At 42.9% G+C, this 23,196-nt stretch carries 14 protein-coding genes; 13 read left to right on the forward strand and 1 reads right to left on the reverse strand.

Annotated elements, in window-relative coordinates:
- Positions 1-235 precede the first annotated feature (235 nt).
- The 5 genes from ACM0OZ_RS26990 to ACM0OZ_RS27010 all read left to right on the forward strand — a co-directional run bounded on the left by ACM0OZ_RS26990 (position 236) and on the right by ACM0OZ_RS27010 (position 9,230).
- Positions 236-1,495: an RNA-guided endonuclease InsQ/TnpB family protein gene (locus tag ACM0OZ_RS26990; protein ID WP_414585905.1), complete on the forward strand. Its 1,260-nt coding sequence runs from the start codon at positions 236-238 to the stop codon at positions 1,493-1,495.
- Positions 1,496-1,637: 142 nt separating this feature from the next.
- Positions 1,638-1,850 (forward strand): hypothetical protein, encoded by a 213-nt coding sequence (locus ACM0OZ_RS26995; protein ID WP_414585906.1) that lies wholly within the window; start codon positions 1,638-1,640, stop codon positions 1,848-1,850.
- A gap of 36 nt (positions 1,851-1,886) precedes the next feature.
- The gene (locus ACM0OZ_RS27000) at positions 1,887-4,766 is read left to right on the forward strand and encodes a filamentous hemagglutinin N-terminal domain-containing protein (protein ID WP_414585907.1); all 2,880 of its coding nucleotides are present in this window, start codon (positions 1,887-1,889) and stop codon (positions 4,764-4,766) included.
- Positions 4,767-5,266: 500 nt separating this feature from the next.
- Entirely contained in the window at positions 5,267-7,879 is a 2,613-nt protein-coding gene (locus ACM0OZ_RS27005; RefSeq protein ID WP_414585909.1) for a CHAT domain-containing protein, read from the forward strand.
- A 709-nt stretch (positions 7,880-8,588) separates the two neighbouring features.
- Positions 8,589-9,230: a DUF928 domain-containing protein gene (locus tag ACM0OZ_RS27010; protein ID WP_414585910.1), complete on the forward strand. Its 642-nt coding sequence runs from the start codon at positions 8,589-8,591 to the stop codon at positions 9,228-9,230.
- 5 nt (positions 9,231-9,235) lie between these two features.
- On the opposite strand, the gene ACM0OZ_RS27015 is transcribed toward ACM0OZ_RS27010, so the two are convergent.
- The gene (locus tag ACM0OZ_RS27015; RefSeq protein ID WP_414585911.1) at positions 9,236-12,013 is read right to left on the reverse strand and encodes a CHASE2 domain-containing protein; all 2,778 of its coding nucleotides are present in this window, start codon (positions 12,011-12,013) and stop codon (positions 9,236-9,238) included.
- A 1,600-nt stretch (positions 12,014-13,613) separates the two neighbouring features.
- Between ACM0OZ_RS27015 and ACM0OZ_RS27020 the strand changes: the two genes are divergently transcribed.
- From ACM0OZ_RS27020 to ACM0OZ_RS27055, 8 genes are all read left to right on the forward strand, one after another.
- Positions 13,614-14,063, forward strand: a complete 450-nt coding sequence (locus tag ACM0OZ_RS27020) for a hypothetical protein (RefSeq protein WP_414585964.1) — start codon at positions 13,614-13,616, stop codon at positions 14,061-14,063.
- A 303-nt stretch (positions 14,064-14,366) separates the two neighbouring features.
- The gene (locus tag ACM0OZ_RS27025; protein ID WP_414585912.1) at positions 14,367-15,083 is read left to right on the forward strand and encodes a class I SAM-dependent methyltransferase; all 717 of its coding nucleotides are present in this window, start codon (positions 14,367-14,369) and stop codon (positions 15,081-15,083) included.
- Between the two features lie 270 nt (positions 15,084-15,353).
- Positions 15,354-16,520 carry an endo-1,4-beta-xylanase gene (locus ACM0OZ_RS27030; RefSeq protein WP_414585913.1) on the forward strand — a complete coding sequence of 389 codons (1,167 nt, stop codon included), beginning with the start codon at positions 15,354-15,356 and terminating at the stop codon, positions 16,518-16,520.
- Between the two features lie 74 nt (positions 16,521-16,594).
- Entirely contained in the window at positions 16,595-16,948 is a 354-nt protein-coding gene (locus ACM0OZ_RS27035) for an STAS domain-containing protein (protein WP_414585965.1), read from the forward strand.
- A gap of 70 nt (positions 16,949-17,018) precedes the next feature.
- On the forward strand, positions 17,019-17,807 hold the full coding sequence (locus ACM0OZ_RS27040; RefSeq protein ID WP_414585914.1) for a WecB/TagA/CpsF family glycosyltransferase: 789 nt from the start codon (positions 17,019-17,021) through the stop codon (positions 17,805-17,807).
- A 186-nt stretch (positions 17,808-17,993) separates the two neighbouring features.
- Entirely contained in the window at positions 17,994-19,421 is a 1,428-nt protein-coding gene (locus ACM0OZ_RS27045) for a sugar transferase (protein WP_414585915.1), read from the forward strand.
- Between the two features lie 974 nt (positions 19,422-20,395).
- Complete coding sequence (locus tag ACM0OZ_RS27050) at positions 20,396-22,624, forward strand: GumC family protein (RefSeq protein ID WP_414585916.1); 2,229 nt, start codon at positions 20,396-20,398, stop codon at positions 22,622-22,624.
- Complete coding sequence (locus tag ACM0OZ_RS27055; protein ID WP_414585917.1) at positions 22,603-23,169, forward strand: serine O-acetyltransferase; 567 nt, start codon at positions 22,603-22,605, stop codon at positions 23,167-23,169. Before ACM0OZ_RS27050 ends, ACM0OZ_RS27055 begins: the two co-directional genes overlap by 22 nt.
- Positions 23,170-23,196 lie beyond the last annotated feature (27 nt).

The raw sequence follows: 23,196 nt of genomic DNA on the forward strand, positions 1-23,196 counted from the left end.
CCTCTCACGCCAAATCAGAGATTCTGGCGTGAGGCTCCTGCTGATCTAGCTGAAAGATATACTAAACTTTTATCTTTTGAGGGGGCTTGGGGGAGCTATAAGACCCACGCTGTACCTGTACCCAGGTCAGCGTTGGGATACATGGACTCCCCCAGTTAAGTTTATGGGACTCAATGTCCCTAAACTTAACATTTAACGTTGCACTATTGTCCAGTAAATCTCCTATAATACTGGAATGCTGACACTTAGCCACCGCTACCGAATCTATCCAGATGCTGCTCAAGAGCAACAACTCATTGAGTGGATGGAAATCTGCCGTAGTGCATTTAACTATGCATTGCGGGAGATAAAAGACTGGTGCCTTGGTCGTAAGTGCTTGGTTGATAGATGCTCTTTGGAGAAAGAATACATCCTCCCTGCCGACTTGAAGTTTCCCGGCGAGATTCAACAGCTCAACAACTTGCCACGAGCAAAGAAGCAATTCCCTAAGTTGGGAGAAGTTCCGTCTCAAGTGCTTCAGCAAGCTATCAAGCAGTTGCATCGAGGATGGGAATATTTCCAGAAGCGCGGATTTGGCTTGCCCCGATTTAAGAAGTATGGTCAGTTCAAATCTTTGCTGTTTCCTCAATTCAAGGAGAATCCGGTAACGAACTTGCACGTTAAGTTGCCCAAGATTGGAGCAATTTCCATCAACTTGCATCGACCTATCCCCTCTGGGTTTGTAGTCAAGCAAGTCAGAATCTTGAGGAAAGCAGATCATTGGTACGCATCTATTTCTCTTCAATGTGATGTCAGCATTCCTGATCCAACTCCTCATGGTCATCCCATTGGGGTTGATGTGGGATTGGAGAAGTTTTTGGCAACCAGTGACGGCGTTTTCCTAAAGCCTCCCAAGTTCTTTAAGACTCTGCAAAGCCAGATGAAATTGCTGCAACGCAGACTCTCTAGGAAACAGAAGAGGTCGAAGAACTACGAAAAACAACGCCTCAAGATTGCTCGGCTTCACCACAAAATTGACAACACGAGGAAGGACTTTCATTACAAACAAGCTCATGCGCTCTGTGATGCGGGTGATATGGTCTTCATGGAAGACTTGGATTACCGCACTAGTGCTAAGGGGATGTTTGGGAAACATATGCTTGACGCTGCGTTCGGACAGTTTAGAAACATCGTTAAGTATGTGTGCTGGAAGAGAGGGAAGTTCTTCAGTGAAGTTGACGCTAGGGGGACTTCTCAACAGTGTCCTGAATGCGGGGAAGAAGTTAAAAAAGACCTGTCTATCAGAGTTCATGATTGTCCTCATTGTGGATTCCATACCGATAGGGACGTAGCAGCAGGTCAGAATATCAGAAACCGAGGAATTAAGCTCATTAGTACCGTTGGACAGACGGGAATCGAAAGCGCCTGTGCAGACGATCTACCGGGGGCTGGGGTAACTCAGTCTAGGCAAGTGTCGAAATCTCGTAAGGGAAAAACCAGGAAATCAAAGAAGTGATTCTTTGAAGCCAGCGCTGTACCCGTAGGGTCAGCGTCTGGAGATGTCACATTATTCCGTCATAAACTTTTCTCGCTTGCTGATAAGATTTTCCCAAATAGAAATCGTATAAAGTCATTAAAGTTCACATAAAGGGTGATGTATGATTCTGCTCCGCAAGATTGTTCCACAAGCTGTGATCACGCAACGAGCAGAGGAACAGCTACACAAGCCCCATCTGGGTCTGATTATATTAATAACTTTTCTGTTTGGTATACCAACTTTTTCCTGGGCTATGCAGCTCAATGCTGCTTTGAATCAACCTAGTCATCTTGCAGACTTAGAGAATTACACTGCAACGGGCGAGATGTTTTAGAAGTTCACAAAGCAAGTAGCCAGAGGAAACAAGATTATGGATGGTTTTTTCCAGAAACTAAGTCGTCAGTATCTCCAGTTGCTTAATAGCCTTGTCCTCTGCCTTCTAGGTCATGCCAACATAGCAGAAGCACAAATTCAACCTGATGGAACGCTGCCAAGTAATACACGCATAACAACCAATGGTAACACTTTCTTAATCGAGAATGGCACACGAGTTGGTGGCAACCTGTTCCACAGCTTCTCTGAATTTTCCGTCCCTACTGGCAGTGAGGCTTTCTTTAATAATGCGCTGGATATTCAAAACATTATCAATCGCGTCACGGGAAAAAACATATCTAATATTAATGGGTTAATTCGAGCTAATGGTACCGCTAACCTGTTTCTCATCAACCCTAACGGAATTATCTTTGGTCCGAATGCTCAGTTAAATATTGGTGGCTCGTTTATCGGCTCTACAGCGAATAGCATTAAGTTTGCAGATGGCAGCTTTTTCAGTGCCATAAATCCAGGTGCGCCGCCACTGCTAACGATTAATGTTCCAATAGGCTTGCAGTTTGGGTCAAATCCAGGCAGCATTATTAATCAATCTCAAGCAACGAGTTTGATACCGCTTCCACCCATCGATACCCCAATTCCAATTCCTAGTAATGTTGGTTTGCAAGTCCAGCCGGGTCAAACATTGGCACTGGTGGGGGGTAATCTTAGCTTTAATAACGGCAATCTCACTGCTTACCAAGGAAATATTCTACTAGGTAGCGTGGCGAGTCCCGGCTTGGTGAGCTTTATTCCAACTTCAACTGGCTTGGCTTTTAACTATGCAGATATCCAAAATTTCGGCAATATTGAGTTATCAGGTACAGCGTCTGTCAATGCTACTGGGTTTGGTGGTGGCGCTATCCAAGTCAGAGGAGGAAGTGTGACGTTGCGCGATCGCGCGAACTTTGCTTCTGATACTATAGGAAGTCTTGACGGTCGCGGTATCACAATTGATGCAACACAGTTCAAGCTTTTTGACCAGGCATTTGTTGGATCTGCCACTTCAGGTACGGGAGCGGGAGGGGATATTGCTGTCCGTGCCACTGACTCTGTAGAACTTAGAGGAATCGGATTTGAGAACTTTATCAAACTTTTTATTGAGCCGACTTTGGATGGAGAGCCTGACTTATTGCGTGCTCGGGAAAGTGTTTTTTCTGCTGGGACTCTAAGTGCGGGAAAAGCAGGAAATATCACAATTGATACCAGGGAGTTAACGCTTCAAAATGGATCATTAATAACCACCCCGACATATAACACAGGAACTGGAGGAAATATTTTCATTCGCGCCTCCCAATTGGTAGAGGTGAATGGCTCTGGGTTGATAACCACAACTTTTAATCAAGGAAAGGCAGGCAATATAGTCATTGATACGGGAAAGCTGATTGTCCGGGATGGAGCAATTGTATACGCAGGTACTTTAAGTGCGGGAGATGGCGGGAATCTGACCGTAAGAGCTTCTGACTCCGTGGTATTGTCAACATATCGAGAAAATAATTCGTTTGGTACTAACTTATCTACTAGCACTCTTCGTGGTACAGGAAACGCGGGAAACTTAGAGATAACGACTGGTTCTGTGCTTGTAGAAGGGGGAGCGACGATATCTTCTGCAAGTGGATCAGCAACAACAAGAAATAGACTGATTCGTTCTAGCGGTCGGGGTGGAAATGTAACCATAAATGCCTCCGACTCTGTCAAAGTCATTGGTACCTCACCCGGAACTCCTTACATCCCCTCTCAAATTGTTACGGTGACGCTTGGAAGTGGTGATGCTGGTGACTTAAGAATTAACACTAAGCAATTAATTGTCTCTGATGGAGGTGGAGTAGGAGCCACGACTCTAGATACGGGACGAGGAGGAGACATCATTGTTAACGCTTCCCAATCGGTGCAAGTGAGTGGAAAAACCAGAGATAGTCAGTTCCCCCCCAGTGGGATAGCGACAGCGTCTGGGGACTGGTTACTTACATCTTTGTACCCATTTAACCCGACAGGCGCAGCGGGAAATCTCAGTTTGACCACAGGAAAGTTAATTGTCCGGGATGGGGCAACTGTGAATGTCGAGAGTATTGGGGTGGGAAATGCAGGTAGAATTAACGTTGTAGCGGACGCGATCGCCCTTAGCAACCAAGGTAGCATTAATGCCTCTACTGGCTCTGGTGCTGGGGGAAATATTAACCTACGGGCGCGAGACATACAGTTGCGCGGTGGCAGCCGGATCAAAACCGATGCAGGTAATTCTACTGGTGGTAACATCAATATTAATACCGATACCTTATTGGCTTGGGAAAATAGCGATATCACCGCCAATGCTACAGCAGGTTCTGGCGGGAGAGTGAGCGTCACAGCCAAAGGCATCTTTGGCACTCAGTTTCGAGATCAAACAAGCGACGAGACGAGTGACATCACCGCCACATCTGATCTCGGTTCTGAGTTCAATGGAACTGTAAAAATCGATACCGGGCAGATTAACCCTGCTCAAGGATTAGTTCAGTTACCAGAAAATTTTACACAAGCGAGCGATGGGCGAAGCCGCGCCGGGTACGGCGATCGCATTGCCACTGGCTGTCCAGCAGATCAAGAAAACTACTTCGTCATCACCGGACGAGGCGGCTTACCGGAAGACCCCAGACAGACGCTTAAAGGTCAGATAGTTTTGCAGGATTTACGTTCAACAAGTCGTAATAACGAAGCACAGGAGCAAGGGAAAACTTCTCAGTTTCAGTTGATCGCAAAAAACCAACAACCAGCTTCCCTTGTTGAGGCGACGGGATGGGTCATTGATGCTAATGGTCAGGTAGAACTGGTGGCAAATACCCCACTCTTTAGCCGCAATTTTGGGAATGATGAAATTGATTGTGGTAAATTAAAACACAACTAGGACTTACGCACTTTACCGAAGAAAGGCAGAGGGCAGAGGGCAGAGGGCAGAAGGAAAGAAGGTAAGCTTTGATACAAAAATAAGTCCTCTGTTCTCTGCCATAAGGTTTAAAGCCCCTGAATTTATTTATGGAGAAAAATAAACGCGTAGCAACTTTATTAAATCCCCCGAATTCATTCGTGGGGACGCCTTCTGCCTTCTGCCTTCGTACTTCTGCCTTCTTAAAGTTTTGAAAGCAGCAGAAATCGTAGGGTGGGCATTGCCCATAAAAGCTTATGTAATGGGCATTTGAGATACTGGCGGGCAATGCCCACCTTACAGAGAACCGCTGTAAACAAGTTTTTGTTCAAAATTTTACAAAATCCTCATTATTTCCTCACTTTTTATATGTATTTTGAACTTCAATGTTCTCATTGAGACGAACTCATGCATCTTAAAAACAGTTCAACAACTTCCGAGAGATTCCCCACTCTCTACAGGATGGGGAGGGACTGTAGAATGTGAAACCCTATCGCCACCTAGTCTTAGCACTGCTGACTTTTTTACTGGTGATCACAGTTTTACCAGCGACAGCAGAGTTGAATTCAAAATTTAAAATACCCTACGCGAAGGGCTACGCCCTACAAAATTCAACAAGTATAACGAAATACGAGATACAAACTACGAATTCTCCTGTTACCCTACTTGAACAAGGCAAGCAACTTTATGATGCGGGGCGGTTTGCAGAGGCTGCACAAGTGTGGGAACAGGCGGCTCGTGCATTTGAGCAAAAGGGAGAACGGCAAAATCAAGCCATCAGCTACAACTATCTTGCGATTGTTTATCAAGACTTGGGACAGTGGAAGGCAGCACAAAAAGCCAGTACCCAAGCTCTCAACCTCTTGCCAAGTACTTATGCTCCTTTGCTTTACGCTCAAGTCCTCAACACTCAAGGCAGTATCGAGCTAAATACAGGTCATGCCGAAACCGCCCTGGAAACTTGGAAACAGGCAGAGAAACGTTATCGTTCCCTTAAGGATGTAACGGGAATTGTTCTTAGCCAAATTAACCAAGCTCAAGCACTGCAAACCTTGGGACAGTATCGAAGAGCGCGAAGTATACTAGAGCAAGTCAATCAAGACCTCGCTGCCTTGCCTGACTCCTTGCTTAAAGCCAGACAATTGCGGAGTTTGGGTGTGACTTTGCAAGTTGTGGGAGATTTGCAAAACTCTCAAACCGTTTTAACCGAAAGTTTAACCATTGCCAAACGGCTAAATTCGACACCAGATATCGGAGAAACCCTCTTTAGATTGGGGAACACTGCTAGGGCAATAGGGGATTTTCAGGCTGCATTAGCATTTTATCAACAAGCAACAAACACAGCGACAAATCCGCGCACCCAGTTAGAGGCTCAACTTAATCAACTTAGTCTTCTGGTGACAACAAGGCAACAACAAGCAGCGCTGTCACTAGTTCCTCAAATTCAAGGGCGTCTTTTTAACCTTCCTCCTAGTCGTGCGGTTGTCTACGCTCAGGTTAATTTAGCAGAAAGCTTGACAAAGTTGTCAATAGTTTTTAGTAAAAAACAAAACACAAAAGATATTTCTCAAATATTAGTTCGGGCAGTGCAACAGGCGAGAGAATTAAAAGACTCCAGGGGAGAATCTTACGCCTTGGGACAACTGGGGCATTTGTACGAACAAACTCAACAATGGTCAGAAGCACTCTCACTAACACAACAAGCACTTGTTCTGGCTCAGAAAATACAGGCAACAGATATTGCAGCAACTTGGTACTGGCAACAGGGGCGAATTCTCAACGCACAAGGCAACACAACAGCAGCCATTGCAGCTTATGACCAAGCAGTCACTATTTTACAATCTTTGCGTCAGGACTTAGTGGCAGTAAATCCTGCTGTGCAGTTTTCTTTCCGAGACGAGGTTGAACCTGTCTATCGCCAGTTGGTGCAATTGCTGTTGCAAAATGTAGACAGCTTACCTGAAACGAACAAGCAACAACGCCTCCAACGCTCTCGGCAAGTGATTGAGGCGTTGCAACTGGCTGAGTTAGAAAACTTCTTCCGGGAAGCTTGCCTAACATATAAACCCAGAGCGATCGAGACAATTGACCCAACAGCAGCTGTCATCTATCCTATCGTGCTTGACCAACGCTTAGAAGTGGTTTTCTCCCTCCCCGGACAGCCATTGCAACATTACGGAATCGAGGTTTCACCACAAGAAACAGCGAGAGTGTTTGCACAATTGCGTCAGTCTTTGAACCCTGTTTTTTTGCCGAACGAGGTGTTACCTCCCGCGCAACAGGTCTATAATTGGTTGCTGCGTCCTATTTCAGCACAGTTAGAGCGTCAGGGAATTAAAACGTTGGTATTTGTCCTTGATGATTTTTTACGCAGTCTGCCGATGGCAGTTCTCCACGATGGTCAGCAGTATTTGGTAGAGCGGTATAATATTGCCCTGGCTCCAGGTTTGCAGCTTTTTGATTCGCGTGTGTCTGCTCAACAACTCAAAACTTTAGCTGGGGGTTTATCAGAGGCGCGTCAAGGCTTTTCTGCTTTACCTGGCGTCGAAACAGAGATTCAACAAATTGCTGCTACCCTCTCAACAAAAGTCTTACTCAACGAAAAATTTACTCGCCCTAATTTCCTAGAGCGAGTTGAGAACCAACCGTTTTCTGTGGTTCATCTGGCAACCCACGGTCAATTTAGCTCGAAAGCTGAAGACACCTTTCTCCTAGCTTGGGACGATCGCATTCATGTCAAAGATTTGGATCGACTGCTAACAGGAGAGGGCAAAAACGGTTCTCTGCGCGATCAAGAACCGATTGAACTCTTAGTTCTCAGTGCTTGTCAGACTGCTAAAGGCGACAACCGAGCTGCTTTAGGGCTGGCTGGAGTTGCTGTGCGTTCTGGAGCCAGGAGTACCTTGGCAACGCTTTGGTCAGTACAGGATTTGTCCACTGCTCAACTGATGGCTGAATTTTACCGCCGCTTTACCCAACCTGGCGTCACCAAAGCTGAAGCACTGCGCTACAGCCAACTCTCTTTGTTAAATTCACCTCAGTACAAACATCCTTACTACTGGGCAGCGTTTGTTCTCGTGGGAAATTGGCAGTAATTTTTTTCAAAGGGGGTGTAGGGGTTTCATTAAAATTACTCACGCGTTGGTCAACCTTGGCAAAATGCCCAACTTGAATACTCGTTTTTGATGTTAATTAGCATGTTTGGTTGGGCCTGAATGCCGCCTCAAAGCCGGGTATAACCTCCGCACGAATGAATAAGGTTGACCAACGCGTGAGCAGGATTTATCCAAGGGTTGGGGCAAAACAAGTCAAAACCATAAGGTAAGAAGCCAAAATTAATACTTTTGACTTTTGATTTTTGATTTTTGACTTCCCCGAAGGGGTTGGGGGGGTGTAGGCGCGAAAACTAGGGGTTCCCTCCGAGAGTGCAAACTGGCGTGGTGGGGTGCACTTAACATGGAAATCATAACTAATTAGCCGGACATGATGTTACTTAACACTTGAAATCAATCTCCATGATTGTAAAAATTAAGTTTGATTAAGTAAACATTAATTATTGTTAGGGTCATCATTAAGTATGTACACCTCCCTGTATAAATCTTTAACTCCAGGTTCTAAATACCGTACTTTGTTTATCCAATATTTATATTGATTACTGTAAAATTTCTGACGTTATGTTCTATACGGCATTTACTGATGATACCAAGTGGTTATTTAAAACTGTTAACAATAGGGTTATCCGTAGAGCTCTTACTGAGCTTGAGTTTAGCTGCTGACGCTCAACCAAAATTAAAACTAACAAGTGTGACTTCACGAGAAGGAATTATATCGCAAGAAAATTTTATCCCACCCAAACAAGGGAAACCAAAAGATACCTCTGGTGCTGGTTCGCGCAGTGATCTCAAGTGTTCCGAAAAAGAAGGTGCAATTCGACCTCTGATGCCAAAGGAAAACTACGGGTTAACATTGCAGGAGCGTCCAACTATATTCATCGAGATGCCCAAAACATCTGCACGTCAAGTCGTGTTAATGTTTCGAGATGAAACAGGGGAGTTTTACGAAAGAGCATTCTTACCGATCAAATCTGCCGATGGAATTGTTGGTTTCACTCTACCCAAGGAAAAGCAACCCTTAGCCGTGGGCAAAAGTTACCAATGGTCTTTAGTGGTTGTCTGTGGAGAAACTGTACAACCAGACGATCCTGTATTTATGGGTTGGGTGCAGAGGGTACCGAGAACATCTGAGTTGGAGAGCGAACTGAGGCAAAAAAAAACTGCTATTGAGCAAGCGGCGTGGTATGGTAAAATGGGGTACTGGTACGATATGCTCAGCACATTTATGCAAGCAAAGCAATTGAACCCTGACAATGCCAAATTGGTAGCCATGTGGCAAAACTTATTGGAGTCTCAAGGAATAGGTAAAGTTAAGTTTAAATCTTTAAAATAATTGTGTTAGCGAAGCTGTGTGCAAAGCGAAGCATTACGAATGATCTGCTCAATGAACGCCAGATTTTCTTGGCTTTCAGCTTGCTTGAGATATTCAATGGCAATCTGTCCGACAGCAGGTTGCTCGCTCGAAATAGCAACTAACAACTCTACAGTCTGACGAAGTTGAATTTTTTCTAATTGCCGATTCGTGACAATCGGCAGGGTAATAGCTGCAACCACAAGTCCAATCATCGGGGGGACAGTAGGAATCCACCAAGCCTCTAAAAAGGCAAGGTAGGCAGTTGCCATGAGTCCCCCCGCCGCGAACGCAACGGCAGTGACTATAAATGTGGGTGACTTGCTCTGCCAACCTAACGCAGCCCCAACCCCAGACCAAAGCAAAACCCAAAGCAACTCAACTGGTTTAGACCAAACCTTTAGCAGTGGTCGCCCTTCCAGGGCAGCATTCAAAATCATGCTAGTGATATTAGCATGGATGGTTACTCCTGGCATTTCTTCGGGCGAACCAAATATCTGACTGCTGTAAGGTGTTTGAAATAAGTCCTTGACGCTTCCAGCTGTGGAGCCAATCAGGACGACGCGATCGCGCACCTTTTCTTGTGGTATTTTATGAGCTAACAAATCTGTGATCGAAAAGGTCTCAAACTGTTTTTGAGTGCCGCGAAAGTTGAGCAAAATTTGATAACCGCCTGCATCAGCCTGGACATAGCCTCCGTCATAGGGTTGAAAGGGAATAAAAACTGTTTTCCCGAGTTGAATTTGCTCGCGATTGTTCCTTTGGGGTTTGGGGGTGATACCTTCAGCTTCTAAATAGCGTAGTGCTAACCGTAAACCTAGATTGAGGTGTAACGAAGAGTCTTCGAGTTGAACGCTAAGCAAGGCGCGACGTAACTTGCCATCCCCATCTAAAACCTGATCGGCAAGACCCACCTGACCTAATTGTGCTAAAGTTGCCGGCGGCGCAACAACTTCCTTCCCCACCGCCTTCTGAATGCCAATCAGGTTCGGAGTTGTTTTATACTGTTCTACTAATTCCTGATAACCTGGTTCCACAGGCAAATCTCGATACAAATCCAGCCCGATCGCTCTGGGTTTAGAGGTTTTTAATGTCTGGATTGCTTGAGCCAACACCCGATCCGGCAGAGGATACTGACCTATTTGCACAAAATCTCGCTCGTTAATTGTAATAATGGTAATGCGAGGGTCAACTTCTGCTGGAGGACGTGTCTGAAAAAAGCGATCTAGCATCGTCCACTCCATTCCCTGTAGTAGCCCGGTAAAACGTACAAGAATAACCAAACTAGCAATTCCAGAGGCAATGGTCATAATCCAACGTTTGCCCAAATTTAGTTTTTGGGCGTTTCGTTTCGCAATTTTGCGTGCGTCAGCCAGTATTTGATTCGCTTGCTGCGCGGCAAATACGGCAAATTCAGCCTTTTCTCGTTCGATTTGTCTTGCTTGTTTTTCTTGTGCCAAATTGGTTTCAACTTTTCGCTTGGCAAGTTCCTGGCTGGCAGCGAGAAAGCGATAATCTAAGTCACTGAGCCTTTTATTTTTTGACCAAGTCAGTGCTTGCTCCAATGCGATTCCGAAAAGAAGCTGCGACTCATCTTGTTGATTGGAAGCAATCCAAGCGTTGAAGCGTTGCGCGTAGGGACGCAAATTCTCCATGTGTCTCGCAACCCATTCTGAATTAAAAACTGCTTGATAGATTCGGTTTTTCACCTTCAGGTATCCCTGCTGATTCACAACTAAACCTGACAGAAGCAGTTCAATTTGTTCTCGACTGTCATCGGTTGGTACGTCTTCAAAAGCTAGAATTTGTTGATATATGCCAAGTGTTCGACTTGCAATTTGCTCTGAAGCAAGCAGGCGATCGCGAATCGTCCGCAAATGTTCCGGCTCATCCTGGGATTCCCACTTCTGGATGATGTGTGACCTAACGATACTTTCCACCCAAAATGCTTCGGTACCAGGGGGAATCGTCAGCGCCCCACTGACTGTATCTTGACTTGAACTGACAACCAGCTTACACAGTTTTTGCGTCAGAAACGGTTGTCCTCCTGTCCAAGCTAAAATTTCTTGCAGAATTGCCTGGGCATTACCGCCTTTAACTTCTAATCCATGAGCCAATGGCTGCACTTCGTTTATACTAAACCCCTTGAGTTCTATGGCTTTACCAATATTAAACGGAGTACGTTTGGGATCTTGAATTAAATCTGATGGTGTTGTCACACCAAAGATCACAAATGTGATGCGCTTGTATTCTGGATCAATCGCTCTGCGATTATAACAAAACCGAATTAAGGCAAAAAAGTCATCAACAGAAAAATCGAGGCTGAGAATACTATCAACTTCATCAATAAAGATAAACAGTCTCTCGTCAGGAAACTGAAGCAGCACTTCGGAAATAAATCGACTCAGTCTTTGAAGTAAAGGGATACCTTCGTGATCCCGCCACCAAGCTTTTAAGTTGATTTTCCCAAGCAGCTTGAAACCTAACCATAACTCAGCAACCACTCCTTTGTACCACTGCTCTGGAGTTATATTTTCACAGCCTATATTGGTCATATCTACAGTGGTGCATCTAAACCCATCTTGTTGCAGGCGATGCCGAGTTCTTACCAGAAGCGAGGACTTGCCCATTTGCCGGGAGTTAAGGACATAGCAAAATTCACCCTCTTTCAGCGCTTCATACAGGTGTTCATCAGCTTGTCGTTCTACATAGCTAGGAGCATCAATCGTTAGACTACCACCGACTTGATATGTGTAACGGTTCATTTGAAAATCTGAAAGTGTAGTGAATTTGGTAGTTGAGCATAAAATTATACTTTTTTTTACTTAGAAGTAAATTAACTAATTATGATGCTATCCACAGGAATCACCTTGGAAAGACAAATTATTCACAAATTCTTATTGGTATGATATCTAAACTGATGAATTTAAGTTTACGTGTTTATTTTTTATCTTCTATAGATTGCATTTGTCAAGTTAATACTTCTTGAAGCTTTTAAATAGTGACGTTCATAAATCTCGCAGCTATTAGTGTAAAAAGGAGTCACCCCAACAGCCTACAGCAGGGCTTTTATTGGTAGAAATGCCGGCTCACAGACGCTTTCTACAAGTCAAACATTGCTTTGCTCAGATGTCTTCCCGTTTTCAAAATAATTGAAAATCTAATATTTACAAGAAAAGATATGTGGAAAGCTATTCTCAGTCTTTTAGGTAATTGACCTACATATAATTGTCATTCTAACATATAAATTCATCCTTCCGAAGACATAATTATGGTACATCCATGTTTGTATAGGGGGCTACATTGGTGACTCTATTTCCCATAAATAAATTATTGTCAGACTATCAGCAAAAATTTATACATACTTTTCTTACCTTTCCTACTATTAACAAAACAATTCTAAAATCATGTTTAATTGAAGTCAAAGTTTTACCTACTTTTCTTACTTTTCCCACATTATTTATTGTCCAAATCATGACAATACCCGAATTATCTCAATTATGAATCATTTTTTGATGATTTTAAAAAATATAAAGTGATTGCCGAATAAATTACAGTGCTGTATGATGAATCACAGGAATTACTAGTTGCCAAAAAAAATACTGATGCTGTATTATGACCGCAAGTACTACTAAATTTAAGAGAATATTTGGGAATATGTCGTGTAAACCATCTCCCAACGCAACGCTTTATTTGAGGTAATTTGAGAAATCAAATTTTAGCTTTTATAAAGCGTAAGAATGCAAACTCTTAGTTTAGACACTTACAGCGTCCAGTTTTTTAAACTGTTGTTGACTAGCTACATATCTGTATGTAAATTAAATAGCTAATTGTTGAGTTTTCTTTCTTTGTGGTCATTGCTCATCAATATGTCAAATGTTCATCACATAAACTTGTATGGGCTTTAGCCCTACCTAGGATTTGTAGCCTAACCATAGAATAAGCGCTGTCAATAACTAATTGTTGAGGCGTAAAGTTAGGCTTTGATGGTTCTTTTGCTCTCAGTCCTTTCTTTAATTGTCTACAGATACTCATACTGAGGCACAATTTAAGATAAGGTATTTTCTACAGATAGCTTTGTGTTACAGGAGATTTTAAAGATTAAACCTCTTACAAAAATATATGAATCGTGAGGGGAAAACACAGAACCCAACCAAAAATTCACCAATTCACCAATTCTGAGTTATAATGACTTTCCTTGTGTAAGGATTTTCAAACTCTTGTCTGTTAACGATATATTAAACCACAATTGAATAAATAATTGTTCAGGCGCTTTCCTTGGGCTTCGATGGTCTTTTTGATCTCAGTCCCGCCGACGAAACCTTCTTGTTATCTGTGGTGTATTTATCAATGAGGGAGGTTGAATTGCACAGAAGGTGTGACCGCAATCGTAAACGTTCAAAACGACGCGCTATTTACTGTCCGATTCATGGATGCTATCTCGATAGTGTCAGTCAAAAATATTCATTGTTTGCTAATCGCACCGCACCACTCCAGCCAGGAAGCCTCAGTAGACACAATGTCCTCATATTGGTAGAAACTGAAACCGTAGTTCATTTAGAAAGTGCATGGTTGGAAGCATTCTGGTGCGATCGCTGCCAAGAAACGAAATGGTATCACGTTCAAAAGAGCGTTAGCAAAGGGACTCAAGAGAACGTTTGCACTTATCAAGTGTCGCTAGCACCACGAAAAATTTGGCAGCAAGCGGTGGGGGTCATTCACCCCGATGGAAATCCTTCTATCGGAGAATTTACTCGCAGACATGCAAAGAGGCTTGACTACGAAGGCTGCAAGGACTTCCGGTTTGAAAGTTGAGCGACGTTACAGTCGCCAGTCAGCTAAGTATGCTCGCTTAACATCGATTCACTCATCACAAACCTAAGCGTTCCCTATACACCAGTACCGTTCAGTTAAGGATTTTTTGTCATAGCGAACGCTCTTTGCGTGCCGAAATGGCATACGTCGCAGATCCGTGCTACGCGATTTCGCAACGTCTCTTGTATTGGTTACCGTTGCATGCAAATTGTCTGATCTGAACTGTATTGCCCCATACACCCCTTTCTAGCCTTTTTTGCAGAAGTCACAAAACCCATGTAGTTTACCAGGGAGAACTAAGTTATGAATCAACTCTTAGAGGAAATTTATTCAACCAAATCTGTTAAGGATGCTCAAGGAAATTCAATAAATCCTTTTCCTACCGCTACTCCTTATGATATTGGCACGATTCTCAATGAGCTTATCCAAAAAAACAATCTGGAAAGAACGCTAGAAATAGGCATGGCTTATGGCTTGTCTACTCTGTTTATTTGTCAAGCACATCATGACAAAGGTAGAGGAATCCATACTGCCATTGACCCAATGCAAAATAGCGTATGGAAATCCATTGGATTACTGAATGTTGAAAGAGCAGGTTTTGCAGACAAAGTACGATTTCTAGAGGCTTGTTCAGACGAAGCTTTACCTCAACTTGTAGCCAAAGGAGAAAAACTTGATTTTGCGTTTATTGATGGCTCACATCATTTCGATTACACTTTGGTAGATTTCTTCTACGTTGACAAATTGTTAGAGGTAGGCGGGTATGTCATTTTTGATGATATATGGATGCCTGGAATTAGAAAAGTCGTGTCTTATATCTTAAGAAACAGGGATTATGAGTTGACTAAAGTTGATACCAAAGGTAGTATTTGGGAAGGTTTAATGAAATCTACAAAACGTTTTCTTCAGAATCCCTTTGAACGAGAATACGGAGGGATAAAATTTATTTTCAATAATATTTGTATCCTCAAGAAAATATCTGAAGATACCCGTCACTGGGATTATCATCGTTCCTTCTAAATTTTTTGTCTGGAATCGTGTCAACAATACTAAGCAAATCGGGTTGCATATCGGATAATGTCAAGAATTTCTTTCATCAGGTCTGTACTCTACTGGAATCCTATTAACAATACTAAGCATATGTACTCTAAGTTACACATGCTAGTGTTAACCATGTTCCCCTCCTAATGTATTTTGGAGGGGATTCTATTATGTAATCACCTGTTAGTCACTGACTAGCAACTTGGGTTAAATATACAGATATTCTTGGTTTGATTTGCCTTTATTTATATGTTTAAAAACTCGTCAATCACTAGGCGTCGTTTTGTGTACATGGGTGTCTCAGGTTTGGCAGGAGCAACCGCTGTCGCAGTAGGAAAAGATAGCTACCAGATGTACCAAAGCCAAGCGCTTGACAACCTAAAAAGAGATTTTAAAGTCGTTGGGCAAACTCCTTTAAAAAAGCGTGCCACGGCTAAGGGATTAATTTACGGAGCAGCCTCTGGGCGAGATTTTCTGGTATCAGACAAAAATTTAAAGACTAGCATTGTTCGCGAGTGTGGCATCTTGGTGCCTGAGAATGAGCTCAAATGGGATGCTGTGCGACCTGCTCCGGACAAGTTTGACTTTACCAGAGCAGATTGGTTAGCTCAGTTTGCCCGCACTCACAATATGCTTTTTCGAGGACATACTTTAGTCTGGTATATGCAATTGCCTAACTGGTTTAAGGAGGTAGTTAACCGCCAGAATGCGGAAAAATTTTTGGTGGAACATATCACAACTGTGACTAAACGCTACGCTGGTCGAATGCACTCTTGGGATGTCGTCAACGAGGCTATTGAACCAGACGATGGACAAAAAGCAGGCTTGCGAAAAAGTCCGTGGCTTCAGTTTTTAGGTCCAGATTACATAGAGCTTGCCTATCGCGTTGCAGCTCAAGCGGATCCGAAAGCTATGTTGGTCTACAACGAAAACGCGCTGGAATATAGCGGTCGCAAAGAAGAAGTCAAAAGAACTGCTGTTCTGAAACTACTAGAACGTTTGAAATCTAGAGGAACACCGATTCATGCCCTTGGTATCCAATCTCACCTAGTTGCTCAAGAAGGTGCCTTAAATGCCAAAAAACTACGAACTTTTCTGTCTGACGTGGCTAGTCTTGGTCTCAAAATCCTGATTACCGAACTAGATGTGTCAGACCAAAAATTACCTTCAGATCCTGCTGTTCGCGATCGCATTGTCGCCAGTGTATACGAAGATTATCTTTCCGTGGTGCTAGATGAAAAAGCAGTGATTGCGGTATTAAATTGGGGATTGAGCGATAGACACACCTGGCTTTCAACGTTTACTCCCCGCTCAGATGGTGCGCCAGTGCGTCCTTTGCCACTAGATTCAAGCTTCAAACCCAAGTTGGCATGGAATGCTATGGCAAGAGCGTTTGATCAAGCTCGGAAACGTTGACCTTACACCCTTTTCAAGTCATCGATCTTTTCTGATTACAGAATTGAAAATTGATTGCTAATTCGACTCAAATTATGGAAAAAATGCTTGCCAATAAGATTGCAGTGATTCGACTCAAACGTTCTTTAAATGCCGTTAATGCATTGGACTTTGAGCGGGAACTGACAACAGCCATAATGCAAAACGATTGTGCCACCTTATTAATAGATTTAGAGCAAGTAGAATCCTTGGACAGTGCCGGATTGATGGCTTTAGTATCAGGGCTGAAGTTGGCTCAGCGATTAGGACGGAGCTTAAGTCTTTGCTCTGTGTCGCCCACAATTAAAATCATTTTTGAAGTTACCCAACTTGATAGGCTATTTGAGATATTTGAATGCCAATCTGCATTTACACGCGCTTACTCCCGTTCATGTTTAAGTAGAGCCTGAGAACCGCTTTCCAAAAAAATGGTGTTTCTTTTTTACTGGTGTTTAGAAAATCTTTGGAGGAACTATCTAAATGAACAAATTTGATGAGATAGTATTACTTGGAACTAGGTTTCATAAACTCAAAGTTAATGAACTCATCGATTACGCAGTCAAAGCGGCAAAACTTGACAAGAAAACCACCATATGTCACGTAAATATTCGGGGAATGAACTTTGCCTACGAACTCCCTTGGTATAGAGAGTTTCTCAACAAATCTGATTTAGTGTTCTGCGATGGATTTGGTGTTCTAGTAGGAGCGAAACTCTGCGGCTGCAGCGCAGATTCATCTCATCGCATGACATGTCCAGATTACATTGAGGATTTTGCGAAAGCTTGCGAGCGGGAAAATGTTTCCTTGTTCCTGCTTGCTGGTCAACCGGGTACGGTAGATAAAGCGATCGCTAAGCTGAAAGTGGTTGCACCAAATTTAAAAGTGAAAGGACATCACGGTTATTTTGACAAGTCTGGTGAGGAAAATGAATTTGTTATCCAAGAAATCAATAAATTTAAGCCAGATATTTTGTATATTGGCTTTGGTATGCCGTTACAAGAACGTTGGATTTTGAATAATTCAGAGAAAATAGAAACAAAAGTGTTTTTGCCTCTAGGTGCATGTCTTGATTTTTATAGTGGCAACGTCAACAGAGGTCCACGTTGGATGACCAATAGCGGACTAGAGTGGTTAACACGATTGGTTACAGAACCACAACGCCTGTGGCATCGTTATGTGGTTGGCAATCCGCTGTTTTTTTATCGGGTTCTACAGGAACGGTTTACAAAACTTTTCAGAAAGCGCTCTCGAACCTCATCGCAATACTAAGCTCAGACGCCTAGACATTGCACTTTTTTGCTTAGGGCTGGGGATAGGGGATCATGCGCCATGCCCGATGCGCAATTGACTACCTTCACAAGTCAGTGTGCAGATGAAATGCGTAATTGCTTAAGCTGTTGCCCATTTAACTTGCATATTGATTTGTACATTTTAAATACAGGGGTAATAGGAATCGTGACATCTAAATCTTTATTAGTTGCAGGATTTAAACCAGATTTAAGGTCAGCAAGTGGCACAACGATACACAAAGGATTAACTAGCAAATTTCTGCGGGTAGGAACACTTATTTCGCTAGATGTCATTTCTCTGACCTTAGCATGGAAGTTGGCAGTCATTAACGGCACTCCATTAGATTCGCCTTGGACACAAAAAGCCTCTTTTCTACTGCTCATCTTGACAGTAGAAATAGGCATGATAGCAACCAAAGGACTCTATAAATCAGGTGCACATCGTCGTAACTATCTTGGTCTGATTAAAGCAGTTACGCTGTCAGAACTTCTACTCTTGCTCATTGCCTTTCTCTACGAGCCAGAAAGCTATGTCTCGCGCTCAACTTTTCTACTATTTTGGCTGTTGTCTGTAGTTTTCGTTTGTACCTCTCATTTCGTCTGTGATATAGGCACAAGAGTGCTTCGTAGTAAAGGAGCAATTCGCCATCCCGTTTTTCTGATTACGGATCCCGAAGACAAAGAAAGCCATATTCGGTTAATAGAGAAAGAGAATTGCTACACCGTACAGAGAATTGCTGACTCTAGCAGTTTAGATATGATGAACCGAGAGGCAACGTTTGAATATCTACGCACACAGGGTATAGAAGAGGCTTTTGTTTCTTGGAATGCCATCAAGAACCGTCTACATGTTTGCTGGCGTTTCCAAACAGCTGGCATTACCCTACGAATACTGCCAATTCAAGGTGAAGTTCATCTCCCCAAATCCGTATTTTGGATGATTGGTGAAGTGCCTTGTATGACAATTCCAGCACCAATCATCGCAGGCGGCGATTTTTGGATAAAGCGCGGTTTTGACCTTTGTGGTTCGATTGTTCTGTTACTCCTGCTGTCTCCTGTTTATCTGGTGATAGCTACACTTATTAAGTTAGATTCTTCTGGACCAGTGTTCTTCCGGCAAAATCGAATTGGTCTGCATGGTAACAGTTTCAAGATTTGGAAATTCCGTACGATGGTTACCAACGCGGAAAAGTTGCAGGCGGCGTTAGAAGCAAAGAATGAAATCAAGGATGGGGTTCTCTTTAAGATGAAAGACGACCCTCGGATCACACGCATAGGCAAATTCCTGCGCCGTTACAGTCTCGACGAATTGCCACAACTGTTTAATGTTGTCCTTGGAGAGATGAGTTTGGTTGGTCCGCGTCCTCTCCCTATGAGGGATGTAGAAAGGTTCAAGACAAAGCACTTTATTCGGCAAGAAGTTCTGCCTGGTATTACCGGATTGTGGCAAGTTTCTGGTCGATCCGATATCGAGAATTTTGAAGATGGGGTAAAATTAGATATCGCTTACATAGAGAATTGGTCTGTGTGTCTGGATCTGCAAATTTTGTTGAAAACTGTCAAGGTTGTCTTTGACAAGACAGGTGCCTACTAAATAGCAAAAGCAAGCTTTTTACATACTTTTCTTACTTTTCTTACCTTGTTCTAAAAATCTAAGCACACCTAGATAAAGCTTGTCATGAGGGCTTAAGCCCTCATGACGAATTTTTTTGCAGACTGATAACGCTATAAATTAATGCAAAAGTGTATTAATTTTGACAGATAGTTAAAATCAAAATTGCTTTTTCTTTGCATATCAATTTTACAGGAACTATTCCTAATTAATTTGAATCTCAGTTCTACAAGTCTTGGCTTACAAAACATACTTTTCTTACTTTTCCTACATGAGCAAATCCCCAAGCTTTACATTTTGTTTAAAAAAAAAATTTCTTGATACTTGAAATTACTGGCAATTAAAGTTATATTTAACATCGTTACTAGGCAATCTCAACAACGAAAGATTGTTAAAAATTAGATTGTCCCTAGAGCGAGATACTTCGGATGAGAGCATATTTGATACCTAGTACGCACTCATTTGACCAGTGTTTTGTAGTTCTGAGAAACTTAAGTATAAACAGGGTTAAAAAAATATGCAAGTTTGTGCATTTACCAAAATCAGTAAAAACGGCAGGCAATATCGTAAACCAAACACCACTCTCGATACAACAGCTGTGAATTTGATTGAGTAAGTAGGATTAGCATCACTGGACGCACTTACTAGTCAATAACTTCATCGGTCAAACTACATTAGACATATCTTGAAACTCTACGTCCATCCTAGGCTTGTGTTCCCGAAGGGAGCGCAAAGCGTTCACGTAGTGCATGGAGTCAGATTGCAAAAATACTTGAATTGTCTTGTTGAGCGCGCCTACTGCAGAGGCACGCTACTACAATAGTAGCATTATGTTTAAAGCAATAAAAATCAATTTCAATTTGTTAAAAGATAGCCGATACTATGAAGCTAAGGTATTCATATCAAATTTCATTTTTGGCTCCAATTTCGTCATGATCTACGGCTAGGAAAGTTGTATGGAGACTAAAGGCTATCAAGAAGAAATAGATATTCAAAAATATTGGCTGGTTCTGAAACGCCGTTGGCCAATTGTGGCAGGTTCTGTTCTAGTTTCCATAGGATTAACGACGTTTGCGGTGTTCCTGCAAAAACCTGAATATCAGGCGACTGGAATGCTTCTTTTTCAATCAGATCGAACGTCATCGCTTACGAAAGTAGGAGAAAAGATAGGGGATCTTGAATCTTTAATGCGCGAGGGGAATCCTCTAGAAACGCAAGCTGTCATCTTGCAATCTGAACCGATTTTAGAAGAGGTTATCAAGACCCTAGAGTTAAAAGATAAAAAAGGGAATCTTCTTGAGCCAGAGTCACTAAAAATCAAGGTTGAACCAATTGTAGGCACAGATGTACTGAAGGTTTCCTACACGTCAGAAAACCCTGAATTGGCAGCATCAGTAGTCAATCAGCTGATGAAATCCTATGTTGCAAACAACATTCAGTCCAATCGAGCTCAAGTCTTTGCCGCAGGTAAATTTATTCAACAGCAACTGCCATATGCTCGGGCAGAATTAGATCGCTCAGCAGAGGCATTACGTCAGTTTAAAACTCGGTATAAAATTATCGAGCTTCCAGAAGAGGCGAGCGCTGCAGTTCAAAATCTTGGTCAGATAGATCAGGAAATAAATCAAGCGCGGGCTGCGCTAGCAGATGTGAGCGCTCAGGAAGCAAAAATCAACAGTCAATTAAACTTGGCTGGAGATCAGGCTGTGGAAGTGACTTCCATAAGTCAGATACCTGGTGTACAGGAAGTCTTAAGCGAGTTACAAAAGGTGCAAACTAAGCTCGCAAATGAAAAAGCACGCTACACCAGTGAACATCCAGATATTGCTGAGTTAAAAAATCAAGAAGTCACTTTAAATGCTTTATTACAGCAGCGAATTGAGCAGGTTTTAGGAACTAAAGGAATTGAGCAGGTTTTAGGAACTCAACAAAACGTTCCCCCTGGTAAGTTGCAGGTCGGGAAAATCAAAGAAAATCTGACAAGTGAATTTGCCAAGATACAAGCGCAACGCCAAGGTTTAGAAAGCAAAATACAAGCTTTGTCTAAGATCCAAGCCAGTTATAAGGAAAGGCTTGCGATGATGCCAAATTTGGAGAAAAAGCAAGGAGATTTTGAGCGAAAGTTATCTATCTCGAAAAAGAACTATGAAAACCTTGTCAGCAGACTACAGGAAATCGAAGTCGCAGAAAAGCAAACCGTTGGCAATGCTAAAGAGATTCAACCAGCCAAGGTTCCCAAAAAACCAGTTCTCTCCAAAGTCGTACTACTTTTAGCAGGAGGTGGCGTATTTGTTGGGTTGCTACTTGGTGTTGCTGCTGCGTTTTTTGTAGATCTCATAGACAGATCCTTAAAAACGGTTAAGGAAGCCGAGACATTTTTTGGCTATACTCTACTAGGGCTAATTCCTAAGTTTGAATCAAATAGCACATCTGCTCCTACGAAATTGATGTTAGAAGGAGTATCTGCTCGAGTTATTGTCGCAACTTCTCCTCGCTCAGTGGTTCATGAAGCTTATCAAATGCTTCAGGCAAACCTTAAGTTCATTAGCCATAAAAAAGTTCGCACAATTGTGGTAACGAGTTCTGTAGCTGGGGAAGGGAAATCAGAAGTTTCTGCTAATTTAGCTGCGGTACTGGCTCAGGCGGGACGGCGGGTTCTGCTAGTCGATGCAGATATGCGTAAACCAACGCAACATCATTTTTGGGGTGTGATCAACTCAGTCGGTTTAAGTAACATAATTGTTTGTCAGGCTGAATTTCCGCAAGGTGTGCAAACGGTTACAAAACATCTGTCTGTCCTCACAGCTGGAGTCGTACCTCCCAACCCCCTGGCTTTGATTGACTCGGATCGCATGGCTTCTCTCATTAAGATTTTCTCTGAGAAATACGACTACATCGTATTTGATACTCCTCCTTTAGTTGGGACAGCTGATGCAGCAGTTTTAGGAAAAATGGCGGATGGAGTTTTGCTAGTCGTTCGACCGGGTGTTGTGGATTCAGCAAGCGCTACCGCAGCAAAATCCCTGCTAGAACGTTCTGACGCTAACATTTTAGGAATGGTTGCCAACGCTGTCAACATGAAGCACGAACCTGACAGCTACTTTTACTATTCCAGCCCTCGAGTGGGACAGAGTGTGGTAGAAACTGAAGTGGGGACTCAACAATGGACGCACAAATCGATTTAAAGGCAAATACAAAGCGAGACAAAGCTTCTGCTTTTGGTCTTTGGCAACAAATCAAAGAAGACTGGATTGCCCACGGACGGGATTGGACTAAGCCTGGATTCCGTGCTGTCGCAATTCACCGTTTTGGAGTTTGGCGCAAGAAGATTAAACCCAAACTCTTGCAAGCGCCTTTTAGCCTTGTTTATGGAATGCTATATCGCAAGGTTCGGAATACATACGGAATTGAACTGCTTTACACTGTCCAACTTGGTCGCCGTGTGGTTATTCAACATCAGGGAGCAATCGTCATTCACTCACACTGCTGTATTGGCGACGACTGTATTATACGCCAAGGGGTGACTTTGGGAATGCGTTACCTAGATCGTCCGATGGATGCGCCCAAGCTGGGCAAAGGTGTCGATGTTGGTGCTGGTGCACAGATATTGGGCAACGTCACCATTGGAGATAACGCAAGCATCGGTGCTAATGCTGTGGTTCTGTGCGATGTTCCAGCAGGAGCAACAGCAGTTGGGATACCTGCAAAAATCATTTCTTCAAAAGTCTGATAACAATGCTGTTGTATTGAGGTAACA

The sequence above is a fragment of the Scytonema sp. PCC 10023 genome (assembly GCF_963920835.1).
In the GTDB taxonomy this organism is placed as follows: Bacteria; Cyanobacteriota; Cyanobacteriia; order Cyanobacteriales; family Nostocaceae; genus Kalymmatonema.

Excerpts from the sequence above, each read along its gene's own strand:
- ACM0OZ_RS27050 (WP_414585916.1), top strand. The coding sequence starts at position 20,396 with ATGGAGACTAAAGGCTATCAAGAAGAAATAGATATTCAAAAATATTGG.
- ACM0OZ_RS26990 (WP_414585905.1), top strand. The coding sequence starts at position 236 with ATGCTGACACTTAGCCACCGCTACCGAATCTATCCAGATGCTGCTCAA.
- ACM0OZ_RS27000 (WP_414585907.1), top strand. The coding sequence starts at position 1,887 with ATGGATGGTTTTTTCCAGAAACTAAGTCGTCAGTATCTCCAGTTGCTT.
- ACM0OZ_RS27035 (WP_414585965.1), top strand. The coding sequence starts at position 16,595 with ATGGAAAAAATGCTTGCCAATAAGATTGCAGTGATTCGACTCAAACGT.
- ACM0OZ_RS27040 (WP_414585914.1), top strand. The coding sequence starts at position 17,019 with ATGAACAAATTTGATGAGATAGTATTACTTGGAACTAGGTTTCATAAA.
- ACM0OZ_RS27030 (WP_414585913.1), top strand. The coding sequence starts at position 15,354 with ATGTTTAAAAACTCGTCAATCACTAGGCGTCGTTTTGTGTACATGGGT.
- ACM0OZ_RS27015 (WP_414585911.1), bottom strand. The coding sequence starts at position 12,013 with ATGAACCGTTACACATATCAAGTCGGTGGTAGTCTAACGATTGATGCT.
- ACM0OZ_RS27025 (WP_414585912.1), top strand. The coding sequence starts at position 14,367 with ATGAATCAACTCTTAGAGGAAATTTATTCAACCAAATCTGTTAAGGAT.
- ACM0OZ_RS27055 (WP_414585917.1), top strand. The coding sequence starts at position 22,603 with ATGGACGCACAAATCGATTTAAAGGCAAATACAAAGCGAGACAAAGCT.
- ACM0OZ_RS26995 (WP_414585906.1), top strand. The coding sequence starts at position 1,638 with ATGATTCTGCTCCGCAAGATTGTTCCACAAGCTGTGATCACGCAACGA.